Origin of the sequence: Marinomonas sp. MED121 (genome assembly GCF_000153025.1) — a bacterium.
Lineage (GTDB): Bacteria > Pseudomonadota > Gammaproteobacteria > Pseudomonadales > Marinomonadaceae > Marinomonas.
The window spans coordinates 235,440-255,488 of sequence record NZ_CH672433.1; the positions used below are offsets into that span (position 1 = coordinate 235,440).

The window sequence follows — 20,049 nt, forward strand, 5'->3', positions numbered from 1 at the left end:
GAAATTGAATTGGCACGTTTACCTGTAATTGTTGGATTTGGCGGAATTAACCCGGCTGGTCGCACATCTTCACACCAAGCATACCGCCGTATTGTTTTTGATTTATTACCAAAGCCAATTCAGCAAGAGGTATTATTAGATCTCGCAAATTTGACCAATACAGCCTACTTCCATCATGGGCATTGGTATAAAGGCGATACTCAGCTAGCCACACCAGAAGAACTTGTTGAGCAAATCAGCGAAGAGGTTCTGGCTCAAACTCTTATTAGAAGAATCCATCCTTCATTATTTGATGTTGATAATGTGTCAATTAATAAGAGTACATCCTTATTACCCAGCGGCGCAGAAGAAAGCATTCAGTTCACTATCAAAACACGCTCTTTGCCTGACAACCTGCCTGAGCAATGGCAAGTAACTAAACTGTCTGAAACTCTCAGTGAAGTCGTTGTAAAGGGTAACCTTGAGGCATTTGTTAAAGATACCAAATCCCTATCAGTTAAAGCCGCCGGACAGTTACCAACAGGGTTTGATCCAGCAAAGTTATATCAATCTCGTAACCATCCTCGTGGCCTACAAATGACGGTATACGGTGCATCAGATGCACTATCAAGTAGTGGTATTCCTTGGCAAAGCATTAAGGATATTGTTCCCCCTGATCAAGTGGCCGTTTATGCTGCTAACTCAATTGGTCAAATGGATGATTTGGGCTTTGGTGGCATGCTTAAGTCTGCGCTAATGGGTAAACGTACAACCTCTAAGCATCTTCCACTTGGCTACGCTCAAATGCCAGCCGATTTTGTTAATGCTTATGTGCTAGGTAGCGTAGGGTCTATTGGCACCTCAATTGGAGCTTGTGCCACTTATTTCTTCAATCTAGAAAAAGCCGTTGAGGGAATTAAATCAGGTAAAACTCGTGTCGCCGTTGTCGGTGGCAGCGATGCGCCCATTACGCCAGAAATCATTGAAGGCTTTAGAACAATGGGGGCTTTAGCTGAAGACAGCGCCCTTCTCGCACTTGATGCGATTAAAGATCAAAAAGAGCCTGATCATACACAAAGCTGCAGACCATTCGGCAATAATGCAGGTTTTACTATTGGCGAGTCTAGCCAATGGACACTGATTATGGATGATGCATTAGCAATTGAACTAGGCGCACAAATTTTTGGTTCCGTACCTGCCGTATATGCCTATGCCGATGGACACAAAAAATCTATCTCAGCACCAGGTATTGGTAATTATCTAACCATGGGTAAAGCCATGGGATATTTGAAGAAAATCATTGGCGAAGATGGCCTAAAAAACCATACTTTTATCCAAGCCCATGGTACTAGCACCCCACAAAATAGAATTACCGAATCACATGTTCTTAGCCAAGCAGCAACCAGCTTCAATGCAAAGAGCATCCCTGTGACAGCCATGAAGGCCTTTATTGGCCACTCCCAAGGCACAGCAGGTGGTGACCAACTTCACTTGTCTCTAGGTGTTTGGGAACACGGCATTTTACCTGGCTTTACAACCACACAGAGCATTGCAGATGACGTCTACACTGATGGCTTAAAATTCCAGTTAAAACATGAAGTTTACGGTAAAGAGCACTTTAAAGGTGCATTGTTAAACTCAAAAGGGTTTGGCGGTAATAACGGAACTGCGGTTTTATTATCACCAGCTCAAACACTGAAAATGCTAACAAAACGTTATGATGAAGAAACCATGCGTAATTATCATGACAAGCTAGCCAAGACACAAGAAGCGGCAAGGGATTACAACCAAGCAGCTATTCATGGTGAAAGTAAACCGATTTACCATTTTGGTAAGGGCGTTCTGACAGGCTATGATTTGGAAATTGACAGTAATAAGATCAAAATGCCGGGCTACCTTAAAGCGGTTGATCTTGATGTAGATAATGAATTTAGTGACCTTACAGATTAACAGACACAAACTAACGTCTAGCTAAGATTAAAAAAGAGTATAAAAAAACCAGCATATAGCTGGTTTTTTTATACTCTTTTTTTAGCTTTTAAGATTAGCCTTTAAAGATAGATCTAGAGGACCGAGAGAAAGGCAAAATAATTGCATTCGATAAAGAGGCAATCATGCTAAATGCAAGCAAGTAGATTTTTTGATCAAAATTCAAATCAAACAAAAACTGAGTAATTAAAATATTTGGCATAACACAAAACAACCAAAGTGAGATGGCAATGCCACCCATTTGCCATCGTGACGTAGAACGCATCTTACTAATCAGCCAAGCGTAGAAATATGAAAATGAGAGTACACAAAAGAAGGCGATAACCCCCAAACTCACATCAGGCTCATCAGAAATAAAAGGCGTAGGTGCTGCAGTCAACCAAAAAAAGCCAAACGCTAATTGGGTCAAAACACTAATAAATATTACCTTATGATTTATTTTATACACCTTACAAGCCCCATTAAACCTTCTTTATGGATCAGTTTCAGTCTGCCAGATCTAATTCATTTGATAAAGTTCTTTCACTAAGTTCCTTAAACTTGCACGCCAAGGACGCTGTTTTACACCAAAATGGTTAAAAATCTTTCGACAAGACAAAGAATGCTTACGTAAAGAAGCAAGATCGCTTGATTCAGCTTGATACTCATTTATTGGCTGTAAGAAAACCTGCAATTGAGAATTAAACTGAGTAGCATTCACTGATACTGCTTCACCAAACCCAAACCAGCTAATTTCTTCAGCGCAAGAGTAATGATAAACACCCGCATTTTTTGCACCATAATACCTTTGCTTTATCAAAGAGAATGCAACCCTAACTAAATCAGATATAGGCGTCGGGTTACCTATCACATCATCTTGTAAAAGAATTTGTTCTCCCGCCTTAAACGAGGTAAGAATATTGGCGACAAAGTCTTCGTCTTTACCACCAAATAACCAACTGCTTCTTAAAACAATATTTACCTCATCATTTAATACTGCACTTTCAATTTGAGTGAGCTGCCTTCCCTTAGCTGTCTCACTATCAGGTAACTCACTCTCATCATAAGCTGTGCCTTTCAAGCCAGAAAAGACTTCAACATCGCTTAACATAAACATATTAGTATCTAAACCCAACAAAGCTTTGTTACAGGCAAGTATTTGTTCAAGATAGGCTTTCTTTGGCTCCGTATCCAAACTTAACGCATCAAGTACCACATCGAATTGCGATAATTCTAAACTCCAAAAATCATCTTGGTTAAAAGCTTGTTGCGAACAAGGTGTTAGAGAAAATTCTGCGAGATTGCTGGAAAACTGTAAAAACTCCTGACCAATATTTGTATCACTTCCTAGCAATAAGATTTTAATGGGTGCATTGATGTCTTGTTCGTTAGGCAAGATGTTTTCCTCTAATTCCAATTATTAAATAACTTAACAATATTAACAGATGTATAGTCTGCTATTTTACTAATATCTTGCTCTCTGATCTCTGCCACAATCGCTGCGACCTTAGCTAAATGAGCCGGTTCATTTCGTTGGCCCTGAAAACCTGACAAAGGCATGTCAGGCGAATCTGTTTCGAGTACAAAGTCTTTATCAGCAAGATTCTTTAACATCCGTCTTACTTTTTGCGCCCTAGGATAGGTAACACTGCCTCCTATTCCCAGCAAAAAACCTTGCTCTATAAAGCGCTTCGCTTGTACTTCACTGCCCGTAAATGCATGGACAATGCCTTGCACTGAAAACTTCTTTAATATGCCTGCAAGCTCATCATAACTTTTGCGCGCATGGAGAATAACAGGGAGCTTTAAATTTTGCGCTATGTCTAATTGCCTTATTAAAAAGCGCTTTTGAATCTCATAATTCACGCTGCCAGGCCAATAATCCAAGCCAATTTCACCTATGGCCAAAGCCTTATTTAATTCTGAAAATGCCTCCAGCTCATCCAAACTGGCATACTTTTCTTGTGCCAAGAAATAAGGATGAATGCCATACGCTGCTCGCACAGAAGAACGCTCCAGCGCCAGCTGACGAACTTTATCCCAACTTACGTAAGTTGTTGACGGGACAATAAAGGATTGAATTTTTTCAGCATATGCCCTGACAATAACATCATCAAGATCTGAATTAAAATCAACGAAGTCTAAATGGCAATGACTATCAATAAACATCAGTCTAGACTAACCCAAGCTGAGTTTAACAACTAGATGCTTTCGAGGTTTTGATAACGAAAAAAGCCGCAAAAGCGGCTTTTTTCGTTAATCAGATCATTGATTAAATCGATATAGCGTCTTAGCGACTTGGCCCTGCGGCCACAATCGTCTCTGAGACACCTTCAAATTTCTCGAAGTTATCTACAAATTGACCAATAAGATCTTGCGCTTGAGCGTCGTATGCCGCTTTATCTTCCCATGTATTTCTTGGATTTAATAATACAGAATCAACACCTTCAACTTGCTTAGGAACAGCAAGATTCAATTTATCTAGTTGCTCTAATTCAGCATTTTCTAGCGCACCAGTTTGGATTGCAGAAATAACAGCACGTGTTGTTGGAATACTAAAGCGCTTACCGCCTTTACCGTGAGCACCACCAGTCCAACCAGTATTGACTAGGTAAACTTTACTGCCAAACTCTTCAATACGCTTAATCAGTAGCTCCGCATAAACGTGCGCTGCGCGTGGGAAGAAAGGCGCACCAAAACAAGTAGAGAAAGTAGACTTGATACCACTTCCAGCACCCATTTCAGTTGAGCCAACCAAAGCAGTGTAGCCACTTAAGAAATGATACGCCGCAGCTTCTTTTGTGAGTACAGAAACTGGCGGAAGAACACCGGTCAAATCACAAGTTAAGAAAATAATAGCATTTGGCTCACCCGCACGGTTACCCGCTGCACGCTTTTCAATATGCTCACGAGGATAGCCAGCACGGCTATTCTGAGTTAAAGAGGTATCGGCATAATCTGCTACACGTGTTTCTGCATCAAGAACAACATTCTCAACTATGGTACCAAACTTAATAGCCTTCCAAATCAAAGGTTCATTCTTCTCAGACAGGTCAATACATTTTGCATAACAACCGCCCTCAATATTGAATACGGTATCTTTACCCCAACCATGCTCATCATCACCAATCAAAAAACGCTCTGGATCAGCTGATAAGGTTGTTTTACCTGTACCTGACAAACCAAAGAACAAGGTTACATCACCTTCTGTCCCCACGTTAGCAGCACAGTGCATAGGCAATACATCTTTGGCAGGCAACAAGTAGTTCTGTACAGAGAACATGGCCTTCTTCATTTCACCAGCATAACGCATGCCAGCAATCAGTACTTTTTTAGCCGCAAAGTTTAAAATAACGCACGCTTCAGAGTTGGTTCCATCTCGCTCAGGTTCACATACAAATCCAGGCGCATTGATGATTTGCCACTCATCTTTATTGGCTAAGTTATAAGTCTCAGGACGAATAAAAAGATTACGGCCAAACAAATGGTGCCATGCTGTTTCAGTTCGCATAATGACAGGTAAATAATGCTCTTCACCTGCACCAACATGAATGTTGGATTCATAAGAGTTTTTGGCATTTAAATAAGTTTCTACACGTTCCCATAACGGCGCAAATTTCGCTTCAGGGAAAGGACGGTTTACAGGTCCCCAATGAATAGAATCTTTACTAGATGCTTCTTCCACAATAAAGCGATCCATTGGAGAACGTCCAGTACGAGCACCCGTTTCAACGACTAATGCGCCATTGTCTGCTAGTTGCCCTTCACCATTTGCCAAGGCTTGCTCAACAAGCGCCGGCGTATTTATATTTTTGTGAATCTTTGGAAGCTCAGTTGCCGAACTCATTTTTAGTTTTCCTCTATGAACAAATACGAATTGAATTTCGTCTTTTTTATTTGCAAAAGCTAATTTGCATTTATAGTAACAAATCAATATAAAAAAAAATATTGTTATAACGATTTGTTATTTTATTTCAATTTCATTAAAAAAATTGAAACCTATATTCAAGCTTTTGATTTTTAACAAAAAAAATCACTAAATGAAGAATATAGGCACAGTCAATAGATAAATAAATAGATCTTAAACCAATAAAAAGATAAAAATATTTATCATTTTTGTTGTTTTATTACTTTTCTTTGCTATTTCTTTAAAGTTTTACACTTTTGATGTTTTATTACCTTTTATTTGACCTAAAAGTCAGGATTGAGAGGTTAAAATCGCTTAATTTCTTAAAATTTCACTTAAATGAAGTTTTTTTTGTTTCAACACCTGATATATGACGTATATCAGCACATCTTCGTGGTAAAATTTGCACCTGAATCCCCCTCCCTCCACACAAAGTAGATCAAAATTTATGGTTAAGATGATTCAGGACTGCAATATAGGATTTATTGGTTTAGGTGTTATGGGCAAAAATCTTGCCCTCAATTTAGCCGATCATGGCTATCGTGTTGCAGGCTTCGATCTAGACACTAAGAAAGTAAAGGATGTACTTTCTAGTGAAATTGCTGAACGACCAGCAGATGTTGAAAAAGCAAGAATCATTGGCTGCAATTCACTCACTGAGATGCTAGAACATCTAGTAACCCCTAGAGTGATTGTACTTTTAGTACCTGCAGGGCAAGCTGTGGATGACGTATGTCAGAATTTGATTCAAGCAGGACTTGAGCCAGATGATATCGTCGTCGACTGCGGTAATAGCCAATGGACAGATACCATTAGAAGAGAAGCAGAATACAAGCAGCAGCTTAAATTCTTTGGTACCGCTGTCTCTGGTGGTGAAGTGGGTGCACGTTTTGGCCCCTCTCTAATGCCAGGTGGTGACGCTGAGTCTTGGCAGTATTTAAAACCTATGTGGGAAGCAGTTTCAGCCAAAGTAGATGCTAATGGTAACCCAATAGAAACAAGAACACCTGGCAAACCTGTTTTTGAGGGAGAACCCTGTACAGCCTATCTTGGGCCAAATGGAGCAGGGCATTATGTGAAAATGGTTCACAATGGCATCGAATATGCTGATATGCAGCTTATTTGTGAGGCCTACCACCTTCTTCGTTCTATTTTGGGCTATAGCCCTAAACAAATTGGCAAGTTGTTTGAAAAGTGGAATCAAGGCGTTTTAAATAGCTATCTGGTTGAAATTACAGCAGATATACTCCAACAAGACGACATTAAAACCGGTGAACCTCTGGTCGATCTAATATTAGATAGTGCAGGGCAAAAAGGCACTGGCCGCTGGACAGCTATTAGTGCAACTCAGATGGGTGTACCAGCAGGCATCATTAGTGAAGCCGTTTACTCAAGAGCATTAAGCACACTTACCAGCCAAAGGTACCAAGCTGCGAGCACTCTTGTTGGCATCACAGACCTTGCTGATGTCAATGCAGAGCATGTCGAAGCCAGTATTCATGATGCCCTCTATAGTGCAAAGATTTGTGCCTACGCTCAAGGTTTTCAGATTATGCGTGCAGCGCAAGCAGAATATGATTGGAAACTTAACTTTGTCGATATTGCAAAAATTTGGCGCGGTGGCTGTATTATTCGCGCTTCTTTCTTGCAGAAAATTGCAGACGCTTTTACTGAAGAGCCTGAACTAGATAATCTGTTACTGTCTGATTACTTCGCAGATCAGTTAGAAGAAAGACAAGTTGGCTTAAGAAACTCGGTGGTATTAGCAGCACAATCAGGTATTCCAGCACCAACCTTCTTCTCTGCCCTAGCCTATTTTGATGGTTACCGTTCTGAAGTTCTGCCTGCTAATTTACTACAGGCACAAAGAGACTACTTTGGTGCCCATACTTATGAAAGAGCAGATACAACTCGTGGAGAGAAGTTTCACACCCATTGGCAAGAGGCTGGTCGCCCTGAAACCAAAGTAAACTAAACTCTAACTTATTGAAAAAGATAGTAATAAAAAAGGCGCCCTTGGCGCCTTTTTTAATTATTTAATTTTATCATCCAATTTATCAACAGAGGTTAGCATCCCTCGTAACATACCTACTTCCTGTTGATCTAATTGAGCACGCTGGAATAAACGTCTAAAGCGCGTCATGACTTGCCTTGGTGCTTTTGGATCTAAAAATTCCGTTTTTGATAATACTGATTCTAAATGGGTTAGCATATGATCAAGTTGATCTGCAGTGGCGGCTGGCACATCCCATTTTGAGGCAACTATCGGCGCATCTTGTAGAGCAAGGTGACGCATACGAAGTTCATAAGCCAATACTTGCACAGCGGCACCCAGATTGAGAGAACTGAAACTTTCAACAGAGGGAATATGCACATGATAATGGCAACGTTGAAGCTCTTCGTTCGTGAGCCCTCTATCTTCCCTACCAAAAACAAAAGCTGACTCAAGCTGTTCTTCGTGAACCATTTCAGCTGCTTGTCTAGGATCAACTAAAGGCCAAGGGATATGTCGCTCCCTTGCACTTGTACCTACAACAAGTTGGCAATCGGCAATTGCTTCTTCAAGGGTATCAACCACAACCGCGTTTTCTAAAATGTCTGTTGCACCTGAAGCACGACTATCTGCCTCATCACTCGGAAAAACCTTAGGTGCTACTAGGTAGAGTCTAGCTAACCCCATATTCTTCATCGCCCTAGCAGCAGCGCCAATGTTACCTGGATGAGAGGTGTTAACTAATACGATTCGTACCTTATTCATGTTAGGAATATGCTCTTTTCAATAGATAATTATTCACCAATTCTACTTGATGAGATTAAAGGCCGCATAATAACAGATCATCAAACGTCGGGTAAGCGATAGCAAAGTTAAATTAAACCATTAAGCGGTTACTTTTTAATCAAAATAACCTAGTCATTTAAGCCATTATCGGATAGAATCCGCGCCATCATTCAGACTCCATGCTCAGTATATAAATACAGTTAGCAAGTCTGAAACGCTCTTTAACACTTTTCCGATAGCTTATGAGTATCAGTTTACGACTGATGCCTATTTTAATGTAATGGTATTGTATGCAACCTCGAATTAATGTCGCTCTAAAAGCAGCCCGTGCTGCAGTTGATTTTATCCTTCACGTACAAGATAAAATCTTGTTTGATAAAGAACAGGGGCAAAACCCTGAACAAGCATACAAAGATATTTGTATTGGTGCAGAAAAAACAATTGTGCACTCTCTAGCAAAAGCCTACCCAACTGAAACCATTTCAACTCGCCTTCAAGGTGAAGTTCAGAGCGGTGAAAAAGGCGAATGGATAATTGATGCCATTCAAGGCCAGCATCTCTTTTCACGCAACCTTTCAGGTCATGCATTAAGCATAAGCTATGTTGAAAATGGAAAAGTAGAGCATGCACTCGTGATCAATTCATCAACTCGTGATGAGTTTTACGCAAGTAAAGGTCGTGGTGCTTATTTAAATAATTCTCGTATTCGTACATCTTCAGTAAATTCACTCGCAAATAGTACGCTAGGTAGCCAATTTCCTGGGACAGATAAACTTTCTGGTCTAGCCAATAGCCAATTCAATGCACTTAAAGAGGTTGCTGAGAAAGGTGCCCGCGTCATGATGCAGGACTCTCCAGCACTAATGCTAGCAAACGTTGCAGCAGGTAAATTAGATGCGGTTTGGGCGATGAAACTTTACGACTGGGAAACACAAGCACCGCTATTTATTGCAAAAGAGGCAGGTTGTTTATTTGCTGACTTCAATGGCTCACCTGATGTGAGTGATAGTGTAATCTGTGCTAATCCACGTTTGTTCAAAACATTATTGCCCGTATTGAATAAGCACTTCTAAAATAGACGCTAAAGTAAAAAAGCGCTATTTAGACAAAAAAACCAGCTAAATGCTGGTTTTTTTGTGTTAATTTAATCTAAATCAAATTAACCTTTCTTGTAAATATTCTCATAGCAATAGTTAGTTGCTTCAACAAAGCCGTCAACACTGCCACAGTCAAAACGACGACCTTTAAATTTGTAAGCCATCACGCAGCCTTCTTTAGCTTGCTGCATCAAAGCATCTGTGATTTGCACTTCTCCATTTCGTCCAGGGGGTGTTGTTCTTAGTTTTTCGAAAATATCCGGCGTCAAAATATAACGACCAATAATAGCAAGATTGGAAGGCGCTTCATCAACAGCCGGCTTCTCCACCATATCTGTTACCCGATAAAGTCCATCCCCCATACTCTCCCCTGCAATAACGCCATATTTATTTACTTCATCAACAGGCACTTCTTCAATAGCAACAATAGAACAACGGAATTGGTTATAGAGCTTCACCATTTGCTCTAATACACCTTCTTGACCTTCATTTTCCTGAATACAAAGGTCATCAGCTAAAACCACACCAAAGGCTTCATCACCGATTAACGGCTCACCGGTTAAAATGGCATGACCTAAGCCCAGCATTTGATTCTGTCGAATATAAGAAAAGTTAACATTATCAATCAAGTGGCGAATATCGACTAAATATTCTTCTTTACTAGTTCCTGCTATTTGATGCTCTAATTCATAACTTGTATCAAAGTGGTCAGCAATAGCGCGCTTTCCTCGACCTGTTACAAAAGTCACATTATTTAGACCCGCTTCGGCAGCTTCCTCAACTCCATATTGCACTAGTGGTTTATTCACTATCGGCAGCATTTCTTTAGGCATAGATTTAGTTGCAGGTAAAAAGCGTGTGCCATAGCCTGCCACTGGAAATAAGCATTTACGAATCATGGTGAGTCCTTTTAATGTGTTGCAGAAAGTCTAACAAAACTAGAATAAAAATACATATCAAGCCGGTTATTTAAAGTGTCAAAGCCACTAAACATGAATTAGCTTAAATTAAGCTTAGCTTGACGTACTACAGTATCTGTTAATTCAGAAATCAGTGCGGAATCTAAACCACACCAATGCCAGAAAAGAGGCACTTTTAACCTTTTCTTTGGCATTAATTCGACCAAACGCCCTTCTTTAAGTTCTTGTTCAATTTGTATTTTAGGAACCAGACCACACACATTATCACTTAATAGCATTTGTACAAAACCTTGCGATGAAGGTAGCCAATGACAAGCTCTAGCATTGCCCTCTAAGCCTAATATTTGCGTTTGGTAACTGGACCAAAGCTGGTCGTTTTCATCAAAAATTAGTGCGGGAACCTTAGCAATATCTAAAGCAGTAAAGCGACGGCCTAAATAGTTTGCAATAAACTTAGGACTCGCCACCAAAATATAATCCATCGAACCTAAATAGAGAGATTCTCCCCCCGCAATAGATGCACCAGTATCACTGAGCGCAGCCACTACCTCACCTTTTTTTAATAGGTCTCTTGTTAAGCTTTGATCAGCGATTTTACACTGTAAACGTCGGTTCTCATCTTTAGAGAATTTGCTTATGACATGAATAAACCAAGTCGCTAAACTGTCATTATTAATCGCAATAGGGAGGCATTGTAAGCTTTGATCGCCTGAACTTTCACTAACCAGCGCCTGCTCCATCAGTTGAACCTTGATGTAATGCATATTAAGTTTTTTACCAAGAGCGGTGAGACGCAGAGGTTTATCACGTATCAGCAGAACACTATTATAACTTTGCTCTAGACGCTTAATTTTTTGCGAAACCGCAGACTGAGTTAAACCCAATACGTCTCCTGCTTTTTCAAAACCTTGGGATTCAACAACCTGCCTTAAACATTCGATTGCTTTATAGTCCATTATTTCACCAGATAAAAAATTAAAAAAATTACTTTTATATTATTTTCATTAATTATATTTATAAATCTTTCACTGATATTCTGCTACCAGTTTTTCACCTAGATACTTACTAGATACTTTGGAGTTATTAAATGAATGCAGCTTTTATGAGTGGTTTTATCACGGGAGGGGGCTTAATTATTGCCGTTGGCGCTCAAAATGCGTTTCTTTTAGAACAAGCATTAAAAAGGCATTGGGCATTCAGTATTGCTTTGTTATTTATGGTGAGTGATGCTGTTTCTATTGCGCTTGGCGCATTCGGAATAGGCATGCTTATTCAGCAATACCCTATTCTTCTCGAAATAACGCGAATTGCAGGCGTATTATTTTTAACCTATTTTGGCTTATCTCGTATTAAAGCTTCCTTTGCAGATGAGAGTTTATTGCTGACAAAAGCAAAAAGTAAACTCCCCATTAGCCTGCTTTTTGCTAGCGCGATGGCGGTCACCTGGCTCAACCCACATTTTTATTTAGACACTCTCATCCTAATGGGTAGTTTGGCAAACCAATGGCAAGACAATACCTATCATTTTATTTGGGGAGGAATTAGCGCATCGATTATTTGGTTTTTAAGTTTAACTTTAGTTGGCCGTTTACTCGCCCCCTATTTAGAAAAAGCGAGTTTTTGGCGCTGGCTAAATCGCTTTAACGGCAGCTTGGTACTTATTATCGCAATTCAAATTACCTTGATGACGCTACCTAAATAAAGGTTTCAAAGGCTTGCTCACTTTGAATCGACTTAATGTAGTTAACTAGGCTAGCCATAAAAAAAAGCATAAGTTCATTGCTAAACTTATGCTTTTAACTATGTCAAAAGGGAGCTTGCTTTAACTCTCACTGGTTGCAAAGTGCTTACCTAAAAGAGCATGATAAAAATCATGATCTCCTAATACACCGACTACGGCACCATCCTTCTGTAAGACTAATGATTGTTGTGTTTGATATCTTATTTCCACGGCTTCGCGCATATTAATATCAGACGGTGCAAGCACTATGGAATCTAATGCCAACTGCCTAACATCAAGCCCTTCAGACCAATCAACAACTAAATGATCACCTTTTGCACTGCTTATCGCATTAAGGGCTCCCGTGATTGATAACTCTAGGTTAAGCCCTTTTTCTGCTTGATAAAATTCACCCTCCTTCTCAAGCTTGCTTATAGGTGTCATTAAAGAGTCACCTTTAAGCACATTAAGAGGATTCGTGTGGGCAACAAATTTTTCCACATAAGGCGTTGCTGGGTTTAGTACTATTTGCTCTGGGATATCTTCTTGAATAATATTCGCAGATTCCATGATGGCAATTTTAGTCCCTATTTTAAGAGCTTCATCCAAATCATGGCTCACGAATACAATCGTTTTATTCAGGCTTTTTTGCAGTTCAATCAATTCGTCCTGTAATTGAGTTCGAATCAGAGGGTCTAAAGCTGAAAAAGGCTCGTCCATCAAGAGAACATCGGTATCCATGGCAAATGCTCGAGCAAGCCCAACACGCTGACGCATACCACCGGATAATTCATCCGGCTTTTTATCAGCCCATTTATCTAAGCTCACCATTTTTAGTTGCTGCATGGCTTTTTCAAGACGTTCAGCTTTTGGCATACCCTGCATTTCAAGCCCAAAGGCAACATTCTCAAGCACGGTTAGCCAAGGCATAAGTGCAAAACTTTGAAATACCATTGAGACCCTATGTGTACGCATATGACGCATAGTTGTTTCATTACAGGTGGCCATATCAACCATTTCGTCACCGTCTCGCACCAAACACTTGCCACGAGCAACCTTATTAAGGCCATTTAAGGTTCTTAATAAGGTCGATTTCCCTGAGCCAGAAAGACCCATTAACACACAAATTTCGCCTTCGTTAACTTCAATCGTGGCATTTTGAACACCTACCACATCACCGGTTTCGCCTAAAATTTGCTCACGGCTTTTACCCTTGTCCATCAAACTTAAAGTAGCAGCTTGGTTATCACCAAAGACAACATCTAAGTTTTGAATACTGATAACAGCCATGCTTATACCTCTTTACCACTGGATGGAGATTTACAAATTCGATCAAGCATAATTGCCACCAATACGATTGCAATCCCCGCTTCAAAACCTTGCGAAATGTTTACCGTGTTCAAAGCACGAATAACAGGTTTACCTAAGCCATCAGCGCCTACTAAAGCAGCAATTACCACCATAGAAAGAGACAACATAATACATTGAGTAATACCTGCCATGATGTTTGGCATAGCGGCTGGTAATTCAACTTTATAAAGTAGTTTTGATTTTGTACAACCAAAAGCTAAACCCGCTTCAATCAACTCATTCGGCACTTTACTAATACCAAGATAAGTTAAACGAATCGGCGCTGCGACCGCAAAAATAATGGTTGAAATAAGACCAGGCACATAACCTAAACCAAATAGAATAAGGGTTGGAATCAAATAAACAAAAGTCGGTATTGTCTGCATCAAATCGAGTATTGGCCTCATGATGGTATACAACCATGGCCTATGAGCCGCAGCTATCCCTAAAGGCACTCCAATCAAGACACTAATAAAGGTTGCAGAAACCACCAGCACTAAGGTCTGAATCGTCTCGACCCAATACCCCAGATTCAGAATGAGCAGTAAAGCCAAGCTAATGAATACTAATAGGCCAATACTTCTATGTAAAAACCAAGCCCCCACTAATACAACAGCAATGACGGCCAGTGGATGCATCCATTCAATTGCACCAACCAAGGTTAAAATAAGGGTCTCAAGAACCTCAGATAAAAAGTCAAAAAATACACCCGCCACATCGATTAGCCAATCAACAAAGGCTTCCATCCAGCTTCCGAGTGGTAGTTTATTCTCCGTAAGCCAGTTCATATTATTACCTCTGCCCAATTCATTCTCTTACCCTCTAAATAATCAGCCCAACATCAAAAATGAGTTGGGCCTTTTTTATATTATTATTCTAGTTATTAAAGACCTAGGTGGCTTTTAACCGCGCTCAGTCCGTTGCCACCTGATTGAGTATTAACACCTTCAAGCCATGCATCTAATGTACCTGGATTATTTGTTAGCCACTCTTTTGCCGCTAGACTAGGCTTTTTCCCATCATCAAGAATAGCGCCCATCACTTCGTTTTCCATTGCGAGTGAAAACTCTAGGTTGTTTAGGAACTTACCAACATTTGGACATTCTTGAGTGTAAGACTTACGCACATTAGTATGTACATCTGCACCACCGTAGTTAGGTCCAAAATAGTCATCGCCACCGGCTAGATATTCCATCTCAAAGTTGGCATTCATTGGGTGTGGAGCCCAACCAAGAAAAGCAATCCATTTATCACGACGTGTATTACGTGCAACTTGAGAAAGCATGCCAGCTTCACTTGACTCGACTAACTGAAAGTCACTCAATTCGAACGCATTTGAGTTAATCATGTCCTGGATAATACGGTTACCGTCATTACCTGGTTCAATACCATAGATACGGCCATTAAATTTCTTTTTGAACTTAGCAAGATCGGCAAAGGTTTTTACACCTGCATCAAAAGCATTTTTACTAACCGCCAGTGTGTATTTCGCGCCTTTCAAGTTAGCTCTTAAATCTTCAACTGTGCCTGCTTTTAAATAAGGCGCAATATCCGCTTCCATAGTTGGCATCCAGTTACCCAAGAAAACATCAATATCGCCATTGGCAAGAGATGTATAAGTAACAGGAACGGATAAAAGTTGAGTTTTTGTGTTGTAACCTAGACCCTGAAGTACTTCAGAAGTAACAGCAGTGGTTGCTGTGATATCAGTCCAACCTACGTCTGAGAAACGAACAGTTGAACAATTAGCTGCGAGACTTGCACTAGAGACAACCACAGCTGAGGTTACAAGTAGAGACTTACTAACTTTAGATAACATAATTTCCTCTCTTCTTTATATGCCCATTGGGCTTTGATAGCATTTCAGACAAGGCGAGTGCCCTCTAAAAATACAACCGAATTTATTGAGTAGTGTTTATATGTACTTCTAACGTGTTAACGCTTTTCTATTCTGTATTTAACGCTTGAAAACAACTTCTAGATATTCTTCAATCAAACTTTCTGATGAATGCTTTTCATCTCCTGCTAAGCAACTTCTAAGCCACATTCCATCAATTAAAGCCGCTAAAGTGGCTGCAATATGCCTCGCTTCTTCAACATCAAAGGATTGCCTTAAGGTCACAACCAAGATGCTATTTAAACGTCGAGCATATACTTTTTGTAAACGCGCCAAATTTTCTGTATGCATGGCAGAAGCCCAAAAACCTATCCAAGCTTTCATCGCTTGGGCACTGGTCTGTGACTGACTAAAACAAGTATTCGCAATGGCAATAACCTGTTGCTTACAAGACGAAGACTCATTGGCTTTCAATTCGCTATTCAAAATATCAAAGAATTCGCGAATCAAGCTCCTCATAGTCTCTTCTAATAAACCGTTCTTACCACCAAAATAATGGTTAATGATAGCAGGCGAAACGCCCGCTTTTTTACCAATAACACTGACGGTTGCTCCAGCAAAACCTAACTCATCAATGGCTTCAATAGCCGCCTTGATTAACTGCGGTTTTCTAATCTCTGGCATTCCAACTTTAGGCATCAAATTACCTTTTTATTAAATGCGCGTTCAATAATCGCATACTAGGACGTAATGATTAAAAGGGTCAAGCAAGCTGATCCTTAACTAAATATTAAAGAAATAAATTATCTATTTGTTTTTATTAATGATTTTTATAATAACACATTTTTAGGACAAGGATTTTTTGTATTGGTATATGTCGGTTTAGTATAAGTTGTGTAAATTTTCATCAAACTTATATTTACCAATACAGGCAAATACCTCCAATCGCACTTAAGTTTTTTCATGCTAAATGCATTTATAACACTTGCTCCATAACAAACAAGGCAGTAGATTGATGAGCAGACAAAAGTTAACAAAAACAAGGCTTAGTAAATAACTAAAATAGCCAATTAATGACGCTATATCCTATCTAATTTCCCCTTTTGAAAGGAAGCTATTAATGTCAGATTTTGACCTACAAGAAACAACACTGATTAAAGCGAAAGACAGACAAAATACACAAAGTATTAAGTGGGAGAAATTCCCAGGGGACATCATCCCTATGTGGGTTGCAGATATGGACTTTGAATCGCCAAAACCCATTATTCAAGCCCTACAAGAAAGAGTCAGTGATGGCGTGTTTGGTTATACCAAAGCGGATGACTCATTAAATCAAGCCATTATTGATAACGCATATAAACAATACACTTGGCAGATAAAATCAAAAGACATTAATTATCTTCCTGGCTTAGTCTGTGCTTTACATGTGGCCGTCAGAGCCTTTACCAAAGAAGATGAAGGGGTCATTATTCCAGGCCCAGTGTATTTTCATTTAACGAAAGCCGCACAACTTGCGAATCGCACCATTCATGCAATCCCAATGACATTAGAAGAAAATCGTTGGCTACCAGACATGGATGCGTTTGCAAAAGCTTGTGCTGACAGCAAGTCAAAACTTATTTTACTCTGTAACCCCCACAATCCAGGTGGCACCGTCTTTAATAGAGAAGAATTAACGAAAATACATGCCTTAGCAAAGCAACACGATTTAACGGTTGTCTCTGATGAAATTCATTGTGACCTTATCTTAGATGAAGGCTTAAAACACATTCCTTTTGCTAGCCTAAATGAAGATGCAGCCAATCGCACCGTCACCTTAATGGCGCCGAGTAAGACTTATAATGTGGCAGGATTGGGGTTAGCTTATTCTGTAATACAAAACTTAACATTACGTAACATTTTCAATTTAGCCCGTTCTGGCATCATGCCAGATCCAAATTTATTAGCGTTTAATGCGACTAAATCGGCCTATACAGAATGCCAAGATTGGCACCAAGATTTAATTAAATACCTAAGAAAAAACAGAGATTTAATCTATCAAAAATTATCCCATACCCAATGTAAAATCAGCAAAATTGAAGCCACTTATTTGGCTTGGATAGATGTCTCATACCTTAAATTAGAGGATGCTGAAGCATACTTTTTAAAGGCTGGTGTCGCGATTTCGGATGGAAAACAGTTTGGCAATTCTAACTTTATTCGCCTAAACTTTGGTTGTTCCCATCAACAACTCGACCAAGCACTGACAAGACTGCTAAAGGTACTATAAGTTCATTTAAGTGCCTTTCCCAATTAGATAAAAGATCATTAAGCCCTTGTTTCAAAGGGCTTTTTTATCTTTTTTAGTCTCTAAAGTTTTGTGTGTTAATCGAAAGAGAGGTTAGTATGCAAGAGCTCCCACCAAGTGTAATACTGCAAGACTATCTCGATAAGTTACCGATTCAAGTTCAGGATGATTTCCAGGAGATAGTGTCATTAATGAGCCTAATCGCTCCTGATGCCACACTTAGCTTTAAATCTGGTATCCCGTTATTTGAAATTGATCATGAGGGACTTTTTGGTTTAGCCGCAAGGCCTGGCTATATTAGCCTCTATATTCCTGATTCAGAATTATTAACGCATTTTGCAGAACGACTACTTCCTGCGCAAATTGGCAGTGATTGTTTTCATTTTCAAAACCTTGATAAAATGAATCTAAATGTAATCGCCGAGCTGCTAGGACGTGTAAAAAGTGACCTAGTACATAAGATTCAGCATAAAAAAATCCATCTGCATTGATCCTGTAGATAACTAAGTTCACTATCTTAAAAAGGCTTTTAAACCTATTTAAGATACTCGCTTTACCCTTTCTCTAACCCTTTACCAATAGATTCAGTGGAACTTTTTCTGACTTATTGGCACTTAAGAGAAAGGGATCGACTTAGGGCTATATGCAAAATACCATGACAGATTACGATTTAAGAGTACTCATTTTTCTATTGTGCTTCACAAGCTTCTTATCATGGCAAAGTATCAAGCCCAAGGTCATCCCCCTTAAATTAGCCCCCCGTTGGGGCCATAATTTTAGTTTATTTTTTATAGACACCCTTTTGGTGCGCATAGCACAGCCTGTCATTCTTTCTTTCATTGCCATTACGGCACATGACGGCGCTTTTTTACATATCATCGCTCTAGATGCTTTTCCTTTTATTAGCCTTGTTCTGGCGATTCTGTTATTGGATCTGGCGATTTATTGGCAGCACAGGGTTAGTCATATTTCGCCTTTTTTATGGCGTATTCATCAGGTGCACCATACCGACCCTCAAATAGATATTTCAACAGCCGTTCGATTTCATCCAATTGAAATATTTTTATCCTTACTATATAAGGCAGTGGTTATATATGTTTTTTCAATCCCTTATGAGGCGGTTTTGATTTTTGACATTTTACTAAACGCAAGCGCTATGTTTAATCACTCAAATGGACGTCTCCCCAGAGTCATGGACACTTACCTTCGCCTCTTTCTTGTCACACCAGATATGCATCGAATTCACCATTCACAAAATCCAAAGGAGGCTAATTCAAACTACGGCTTTTTCTTAAGCTTGTGGGATCGTCTTTTTAATAGCTATACACATGACGCTAAAGAAGGAGAACAAAACTTAAAAACAGGTCATCCCCAATACGCTAATTTTTTTGAAAAAAAACCTGAAAAACTCACTTTATTGTTTTTAATAAAAATGCCTTTTTCATTTAAAAACAATAAAATAGAGGCTAAAGAACATAATTTATAAGGATGAAGTATGAGCATAGTTTTACTTGATGATATGCAACTTAGAATTCTGGGTAGCCTGATGGAAAAGCAAGTTACCACGCCGGATCAATATCCTTTATCTTTAAATGCTTTAACAAATGCTTGTAATCAAAAGTCTAATCGAGACCCTGTTGTAAACTATGAACAAGGTGAGGTTCAAATTGCAATTGATACTTTAATTAATCAAGCCATGGTGATAGATAGCTCAGACTTCAATAGCCGAAGCGCTAAGCTTCAGCATAGATTTTGTAATACTGAATTTTCAGATAGACAATTTAATAAGCAAGAATTTGCCATCATTTGTCTTTTATTTTTACGTGGGCCACAAACACCCGGTGAATTAAAGTCTCGCAGTGGCCGTTTATGTCAGTTTGAAAACTCTGCTGAAGTTGAATCCTGTTTAAAGAATCTTAGTGATAAAGCAGGTGTCCAATATGTACAACAACTCCCGCGGGAGCCTGGAAAACGTGAGTCACGCTTTAGTCACTGCTTTAGTGAACATGTCTCCCAATCTGTTACAGCAGAGTTTGAAGCTCATCCTCAAGTAATTGAAAGTAATAATAAAGAATTAGAAGAAAAAGTAGGTTACCTTGAAGATAAGGTGATTGATTTAGAAAGTCGTTTAGCAGCATTAGAAGACGCTTTAAACTAGTATAAAAGATAACACTCTAGCGTAATTCTTTAATAAGGATGCGCTTT

At 39.4% G+C, this 20,049-nt stretch carries 19 protein-coding genes; 8 read left to right on the top strand and 11 right to left on the bottom strand.

All coding sequences use genetic code 11. The features are described from left to right. Positions 1–9 precede the first annotated feature (9 nt). Positions 10–1,929, top strand: coding sequence for a beta-ketoacyl synthase (locus MED121_RS19545; protein WP_009835503.1), 1,920 nt, complete (start codon positions 10–12; stop codon positions 1,927–1,929). Positions 1,930–2,023: 94 nt separating this feature from the next. On the opposite strand, the gene MED121_RS19550 is transcribed toward MED121_RS19545, so the two are convergent. The 4 genes from MED121_RS19550 to MED121_RS19565 all read right to left on the bottom strand — a co-directional run bounded on the left by MED121_RS19550 (position 2,024) and on the right by MED121_RS19565 (position 5,794). Next, positions 2,024–2,416, bottom strand: a complete 393-nt coding sequence (locus MED121_RS19550; RefSeq protein WP_036181260.1) for a hypothetical protein — start codon at positions 2,414–2,416, stop codon at positions 2,024–2,026. A 51-nt stretch (positions 2,417–2,467) separates the two neighbouring features. After that, positions 2,468–3,343, bottom strand: a complete 876-nt coding sequence (locus tag MED121_RS19555) for a sugar nucleotide-binding protein (protein WP_036181359.1) — start codon at positions 3,341–3,343, stop codon at positions 2,468–2,470. Between the two features lie 11 nt (positions 3,344–3,354). Then, on the bottom strand, positions 3,355–4,116 hold the full coding sequence (locus MED121_RS19560; protein ID WP_009835506.1) for a TatD family hydrolase: 762 nt from the start codon (positions 4,114–4,116) through the stop codon (positions 3,355–3,357). Between the two features lie 121 nt (positions 4,117–4,237). Continuing rightward, complete coding sequence (locus MED121_RS19565; RefSeq protein ID WP_009835507.1) at positions 4,238–5,794, bottom strand: phosphoenolpyruvate carboxykinase; 1,557 nt, start codon at positions 5,792–5,794, stop codon at positions 4,238–4,240. A gap of 508 nt (positions 5,795–6,302) precedes the next feature. Between MED121_RS19565 and gndA the strand changes: the two genes are divergently transcribed. Beyond that, positions 6,303–7,829, top strand: a complete 1,527-nt coding sequence (gene gndA / locus MED121_RS19570; protein ID WP_009835508.1) for an NADP-dependent phosphogluconate dehydrogenase — start codon at positions 6,303–6,305, stop codon at positions 7,827–7,829. A gap of 57 nt (positions 7,830–7,886) precedes the next feature. On the opposite strand, the gene MED121_RS19575 is transcribed toward gndA, so the two are convergent. Then, the gene (locus tag MED121_RS19575) at positions 7,887–8,612 is read right to left on the bottom strand and encodes an RNA methyltransferase (protein ID WP_009835509.1); all 726 of its coding nucleotides are present in this window, start codon (positions 8,610–8,612) and stop codon (positions 7,887–7,889) included. A gap of 311 nt (positions 8,613–8,923) precedes the next feature. On the opposite strand from MED121_RS19575, the gene MED121_RS19580 reads away from it, so the two are divergent. Next, on the top strand, positions 8,924–9,706 hold the full coding sequence (locus MED121_RS19580) for an inositol monophosphatase family protein (protein ID WP_009835510.1): 783 nt from the start codon (positions 8,924–8,926) through the stop codon (positions 9,704–9,706). Between the two features lie 86 nt (positions 9,707–9,792). On the opposite strand, the gene galU is transcribed toward MED121_RS19580, so the two are convergent. Next, on the bottom strand, positions 9,793–10,629 hold the full coding sequence (gene galU / locus MED121_RS19585; protein WP_009835511.1) for a UTP--glucose-1-phosphate uridylyltransferase GalU: 837 nt from the start codon (positions 10,627–10,629) through the stop codon (positions 9,793–9,795). 98 nt (positions 10,630–10,727) lie between these two features. Continuing rightward, a complete protein-coding gene (locus tag MED121_RS19590) occupies positions 10,728–11,606 on the bottom strand; it encodes an ArgP/LysG family DNA-binding transcriptional regulator (protein WP_009835512.1) in 879 nt (292 codons plus the stop codon). Positions 11,607–11,737: 131 nt separating this feature from the next. Here MED121_RS19590 and MED121_RS19595 point away from each other — a divergent pair, with 131 nt between their 5' ends. Then, positions 11,738–12,352 (top strand): LysE family transporter, encoded by a 615-nt coding sequence (locus MED121_RS19595; protein WP_009835513.1) that lies wholly within the window; start codon positions 11,738–11,740, stop codon positions 12,350–12,352. Between the two features lie 120 nt (positions 12,353–12,472). Here MED121_RS19595 and choV read toward each other — a convergent pair whose 3' ends face one another. From choV to betI, 4 genes are all read right to left on the bottom strand, one after another. Further along, a complete protein-coding gene (choV, locus tag MED121_RS19600; RefSeq protein ID WP_009835515.1) occupies positions 12,473–13,660 on the bottom strand; it encodes a choline ABC transporter ATP-binding protein in 1,188 nt (395 codons plus the stop codon). Positions 13,661–13,662: 2 nt separating this feature from the next. After that, positions 13,663–14,508, bottom strand: coding sequence for a choline ABC transporter permease subunit (gene choW / locus MED121_RS19605; protein ID WP_036181360.1), 846 nt, complete (start codon positions 14,506–14,508; stop codon positions 13,663–13,665). 95 nt (positions 14,509–14,603) lie between these two features. Then, complete coding sequence (locus MED121_RS19610) at positions 14,604–15,539, bottom strand: choline ABC transporter substrate-binding protein (RefSeq protein ID WP_009835517.1); 936 nt, start codon at positions 15,537–15,539, stop codon at positions 14,604–14,606. Positions 15,540–15,677: 138 nt separating this feature from the next. Continuing rightward, complete coding sequence (gene betI, locus MED121_RS19615; RefSeq protein WP_009835518.1) at positions 15,678–16,256, bottom strand: transcriptional regulator BetI; 579 nt, start codon at positions 16,254–16,256, stop codon at positions 15,678–15,680. A gap of 421 nt (positions 16,257–16,677) precedes the next feature. Here betI and MED121_RS19620 point away from each other — a divergent pair, with 421 nt between their 5' ends. The 4 genes from MED121_RS19620 (at position 16,678) to MED121_RS19635 (ending at position 20,002) form a co-directional block, all read left to right on the top strand. After that, on the top strand, positions 16,678–17,826 hold the full coding sequence (locus MED121_RS19620; protein WP_009835519.1) for a PatB family C-S lyase: 1,149 nt from the start codon (positions 16,678–16,680) through the stop codon (positions 17,824–17,826). Positions 17,827–17,942: 116 nt separating this feature from the next. Beyond that, complete coding sequence (locus tag MED121_RS19625) at positions 17,943–18,335, top strand: DUF1801 domain-containing protein (protein WP_009835520.1); 393 nt, start codon at positions 17,943–17,945, stop codon at positions 18,333–18,335. Positions 18,336–18,499: 164 nt separating this feature from the next. Continuing rightward, the gene (locus tag MED121_RS19630; protein ID WP_116371678.1) at positions 18,500–19,330 is read left to right on the top strand and encodes a sterol desaturase family protein; all 831 of its coding nucleotides are present in this window, start codon (positions 18,500–18,502) and stop codon (positions 19,328–19,330) included. 9 nt (positions 19,331–19,339) lie between these two features. Next, positions 19,340–20,002: a YceH family protein gene (locus tag MED121_RS19635; protein WP_009835522.1), complete on the top strand. Its 663-nt coding sequence runs from the start codon at positions 19,340–19,342 to the stop codon at positions 20,000–20,002. Positions 20,003–20,049: the final 47 nt, after the last annotated feature.

What these genes read in the sequence shown, in the direction of transcription:
- MED121_RS19560 (WP_009835506.1), bottom strand. Translation starts at nt 4,116, where the DNA reads ATGTTTATTGATAGTCATTGCCATTTAGACTTCGTTGATTTTAATTCA.
- MED121_RS19565 (WP_009835507.1), bottom strand. Translation starts at nt 5,794, where the DNA reads ATGAGTTCGGCAACTGAGCTTCCAAAGATTCACAAAAATATAAATACG.
- gndA (WP_009835508.1), top strand. Translation starts at nt 6,303, where the DNA reads ATGGTTAAGATGATTCAGGACTGCAATATAGGATTTATTGGTTTAGGT.
- MED121_RS19575 (WP_009835509.1), bottom strand. Translation starts at nt 8,612, where the DNA reads ATGAATAAGGTACGAATCGTATTAGTTAACACCTCTCATCCAGGTAAC.
- MED121_RS19580 (WP_009835510.1), top strand. Translation starts at nt 8,924, where the DNA reads ATGCAACCTCGAATTAATGTCGCTCTAAAAGCAGCCCGTGCTGCAGTT.
- galU (WP_009835511.1), bottom strand. Translation starts at nt 10,629, where the DNA reads ATGATTCGTAAATGCTTATTTCCAGTGGCAGGCTATGGCACACGCTTT.
- MED121_RS19590 (WP_009835512.1), bottom strand. Translation starts at nt 11,606, where the DNA reads ATGGACTATAAAGCAATCGAATGTTTAAGGCAGGTTGTTGAATCCCAA.
- MED121_RS19595 (WP_009835513.1), top strand. Translation starts at nt 11,738, where the DNA reads ATGAATGCAGCTTTTATGAGTGGTTTTATCACGGGAGGGGGCTTAATT.
- choV (WP_009835515.1), bottom strand. Translation starts at nt 13,660, where the DNA reads ATGGCTGTTATCAGTATTCAAAACTTAGATGTTGTCTTTGGTGATAAC.
- choW (WP_036181360.1), bottom strand. Translation starts at nt 14,508, where the DNA reads ATGAACTGGCTTACGGAGAATAAACTACCACTCGGAAGCTGGATGGAA.
- MED121_RS19610 (WP_009835517.1), bottom strand. Translation starts at nt 15,539, where the DNA reads ATGTTATCTAAAGTTAGTAAGTCTCTACTTGTAACCTCAGCTGTGGTT.
- betI (WP_009835518.1), bottom strand. Translation starts at nt 16,256, where the DNA reads ATGCCTAAAGTTGGAATGCCAGAGATTAGAAAACCGCAGTTAATCAAG.
- MED121_RS19620 (WP_009835519.1), top strand. Translation starts at nt 16,678, where the DNA reads ATGTCAGATTTTGACCTACAAGAAACAACACTGATTAAAGCGAAAGAC.
- MED121_RS19625 (WP_009835520.1), top strand. Translation starts at nt 17,943, where the DNA reads ATGCAAGAGCTCCCACCAAGTGTAATACTGCAAGACTATCTCGATAAG.
- MED121_RS19630 (WP_116371678.1), top strand. Translation starts at nt 18,500, where the DNA reads ATGACAGATTACGATTTAAGAGTACTCATTTTTCTATTGTGCTTCACA.
- MED121_RS19635 (WP_009835522.1), top strand. Translation starts at nt 19,340, where the DNA reads ATGAGCATAGTTTTACTTGATGATATGCAACTTAGAATTCTGGGTAGC.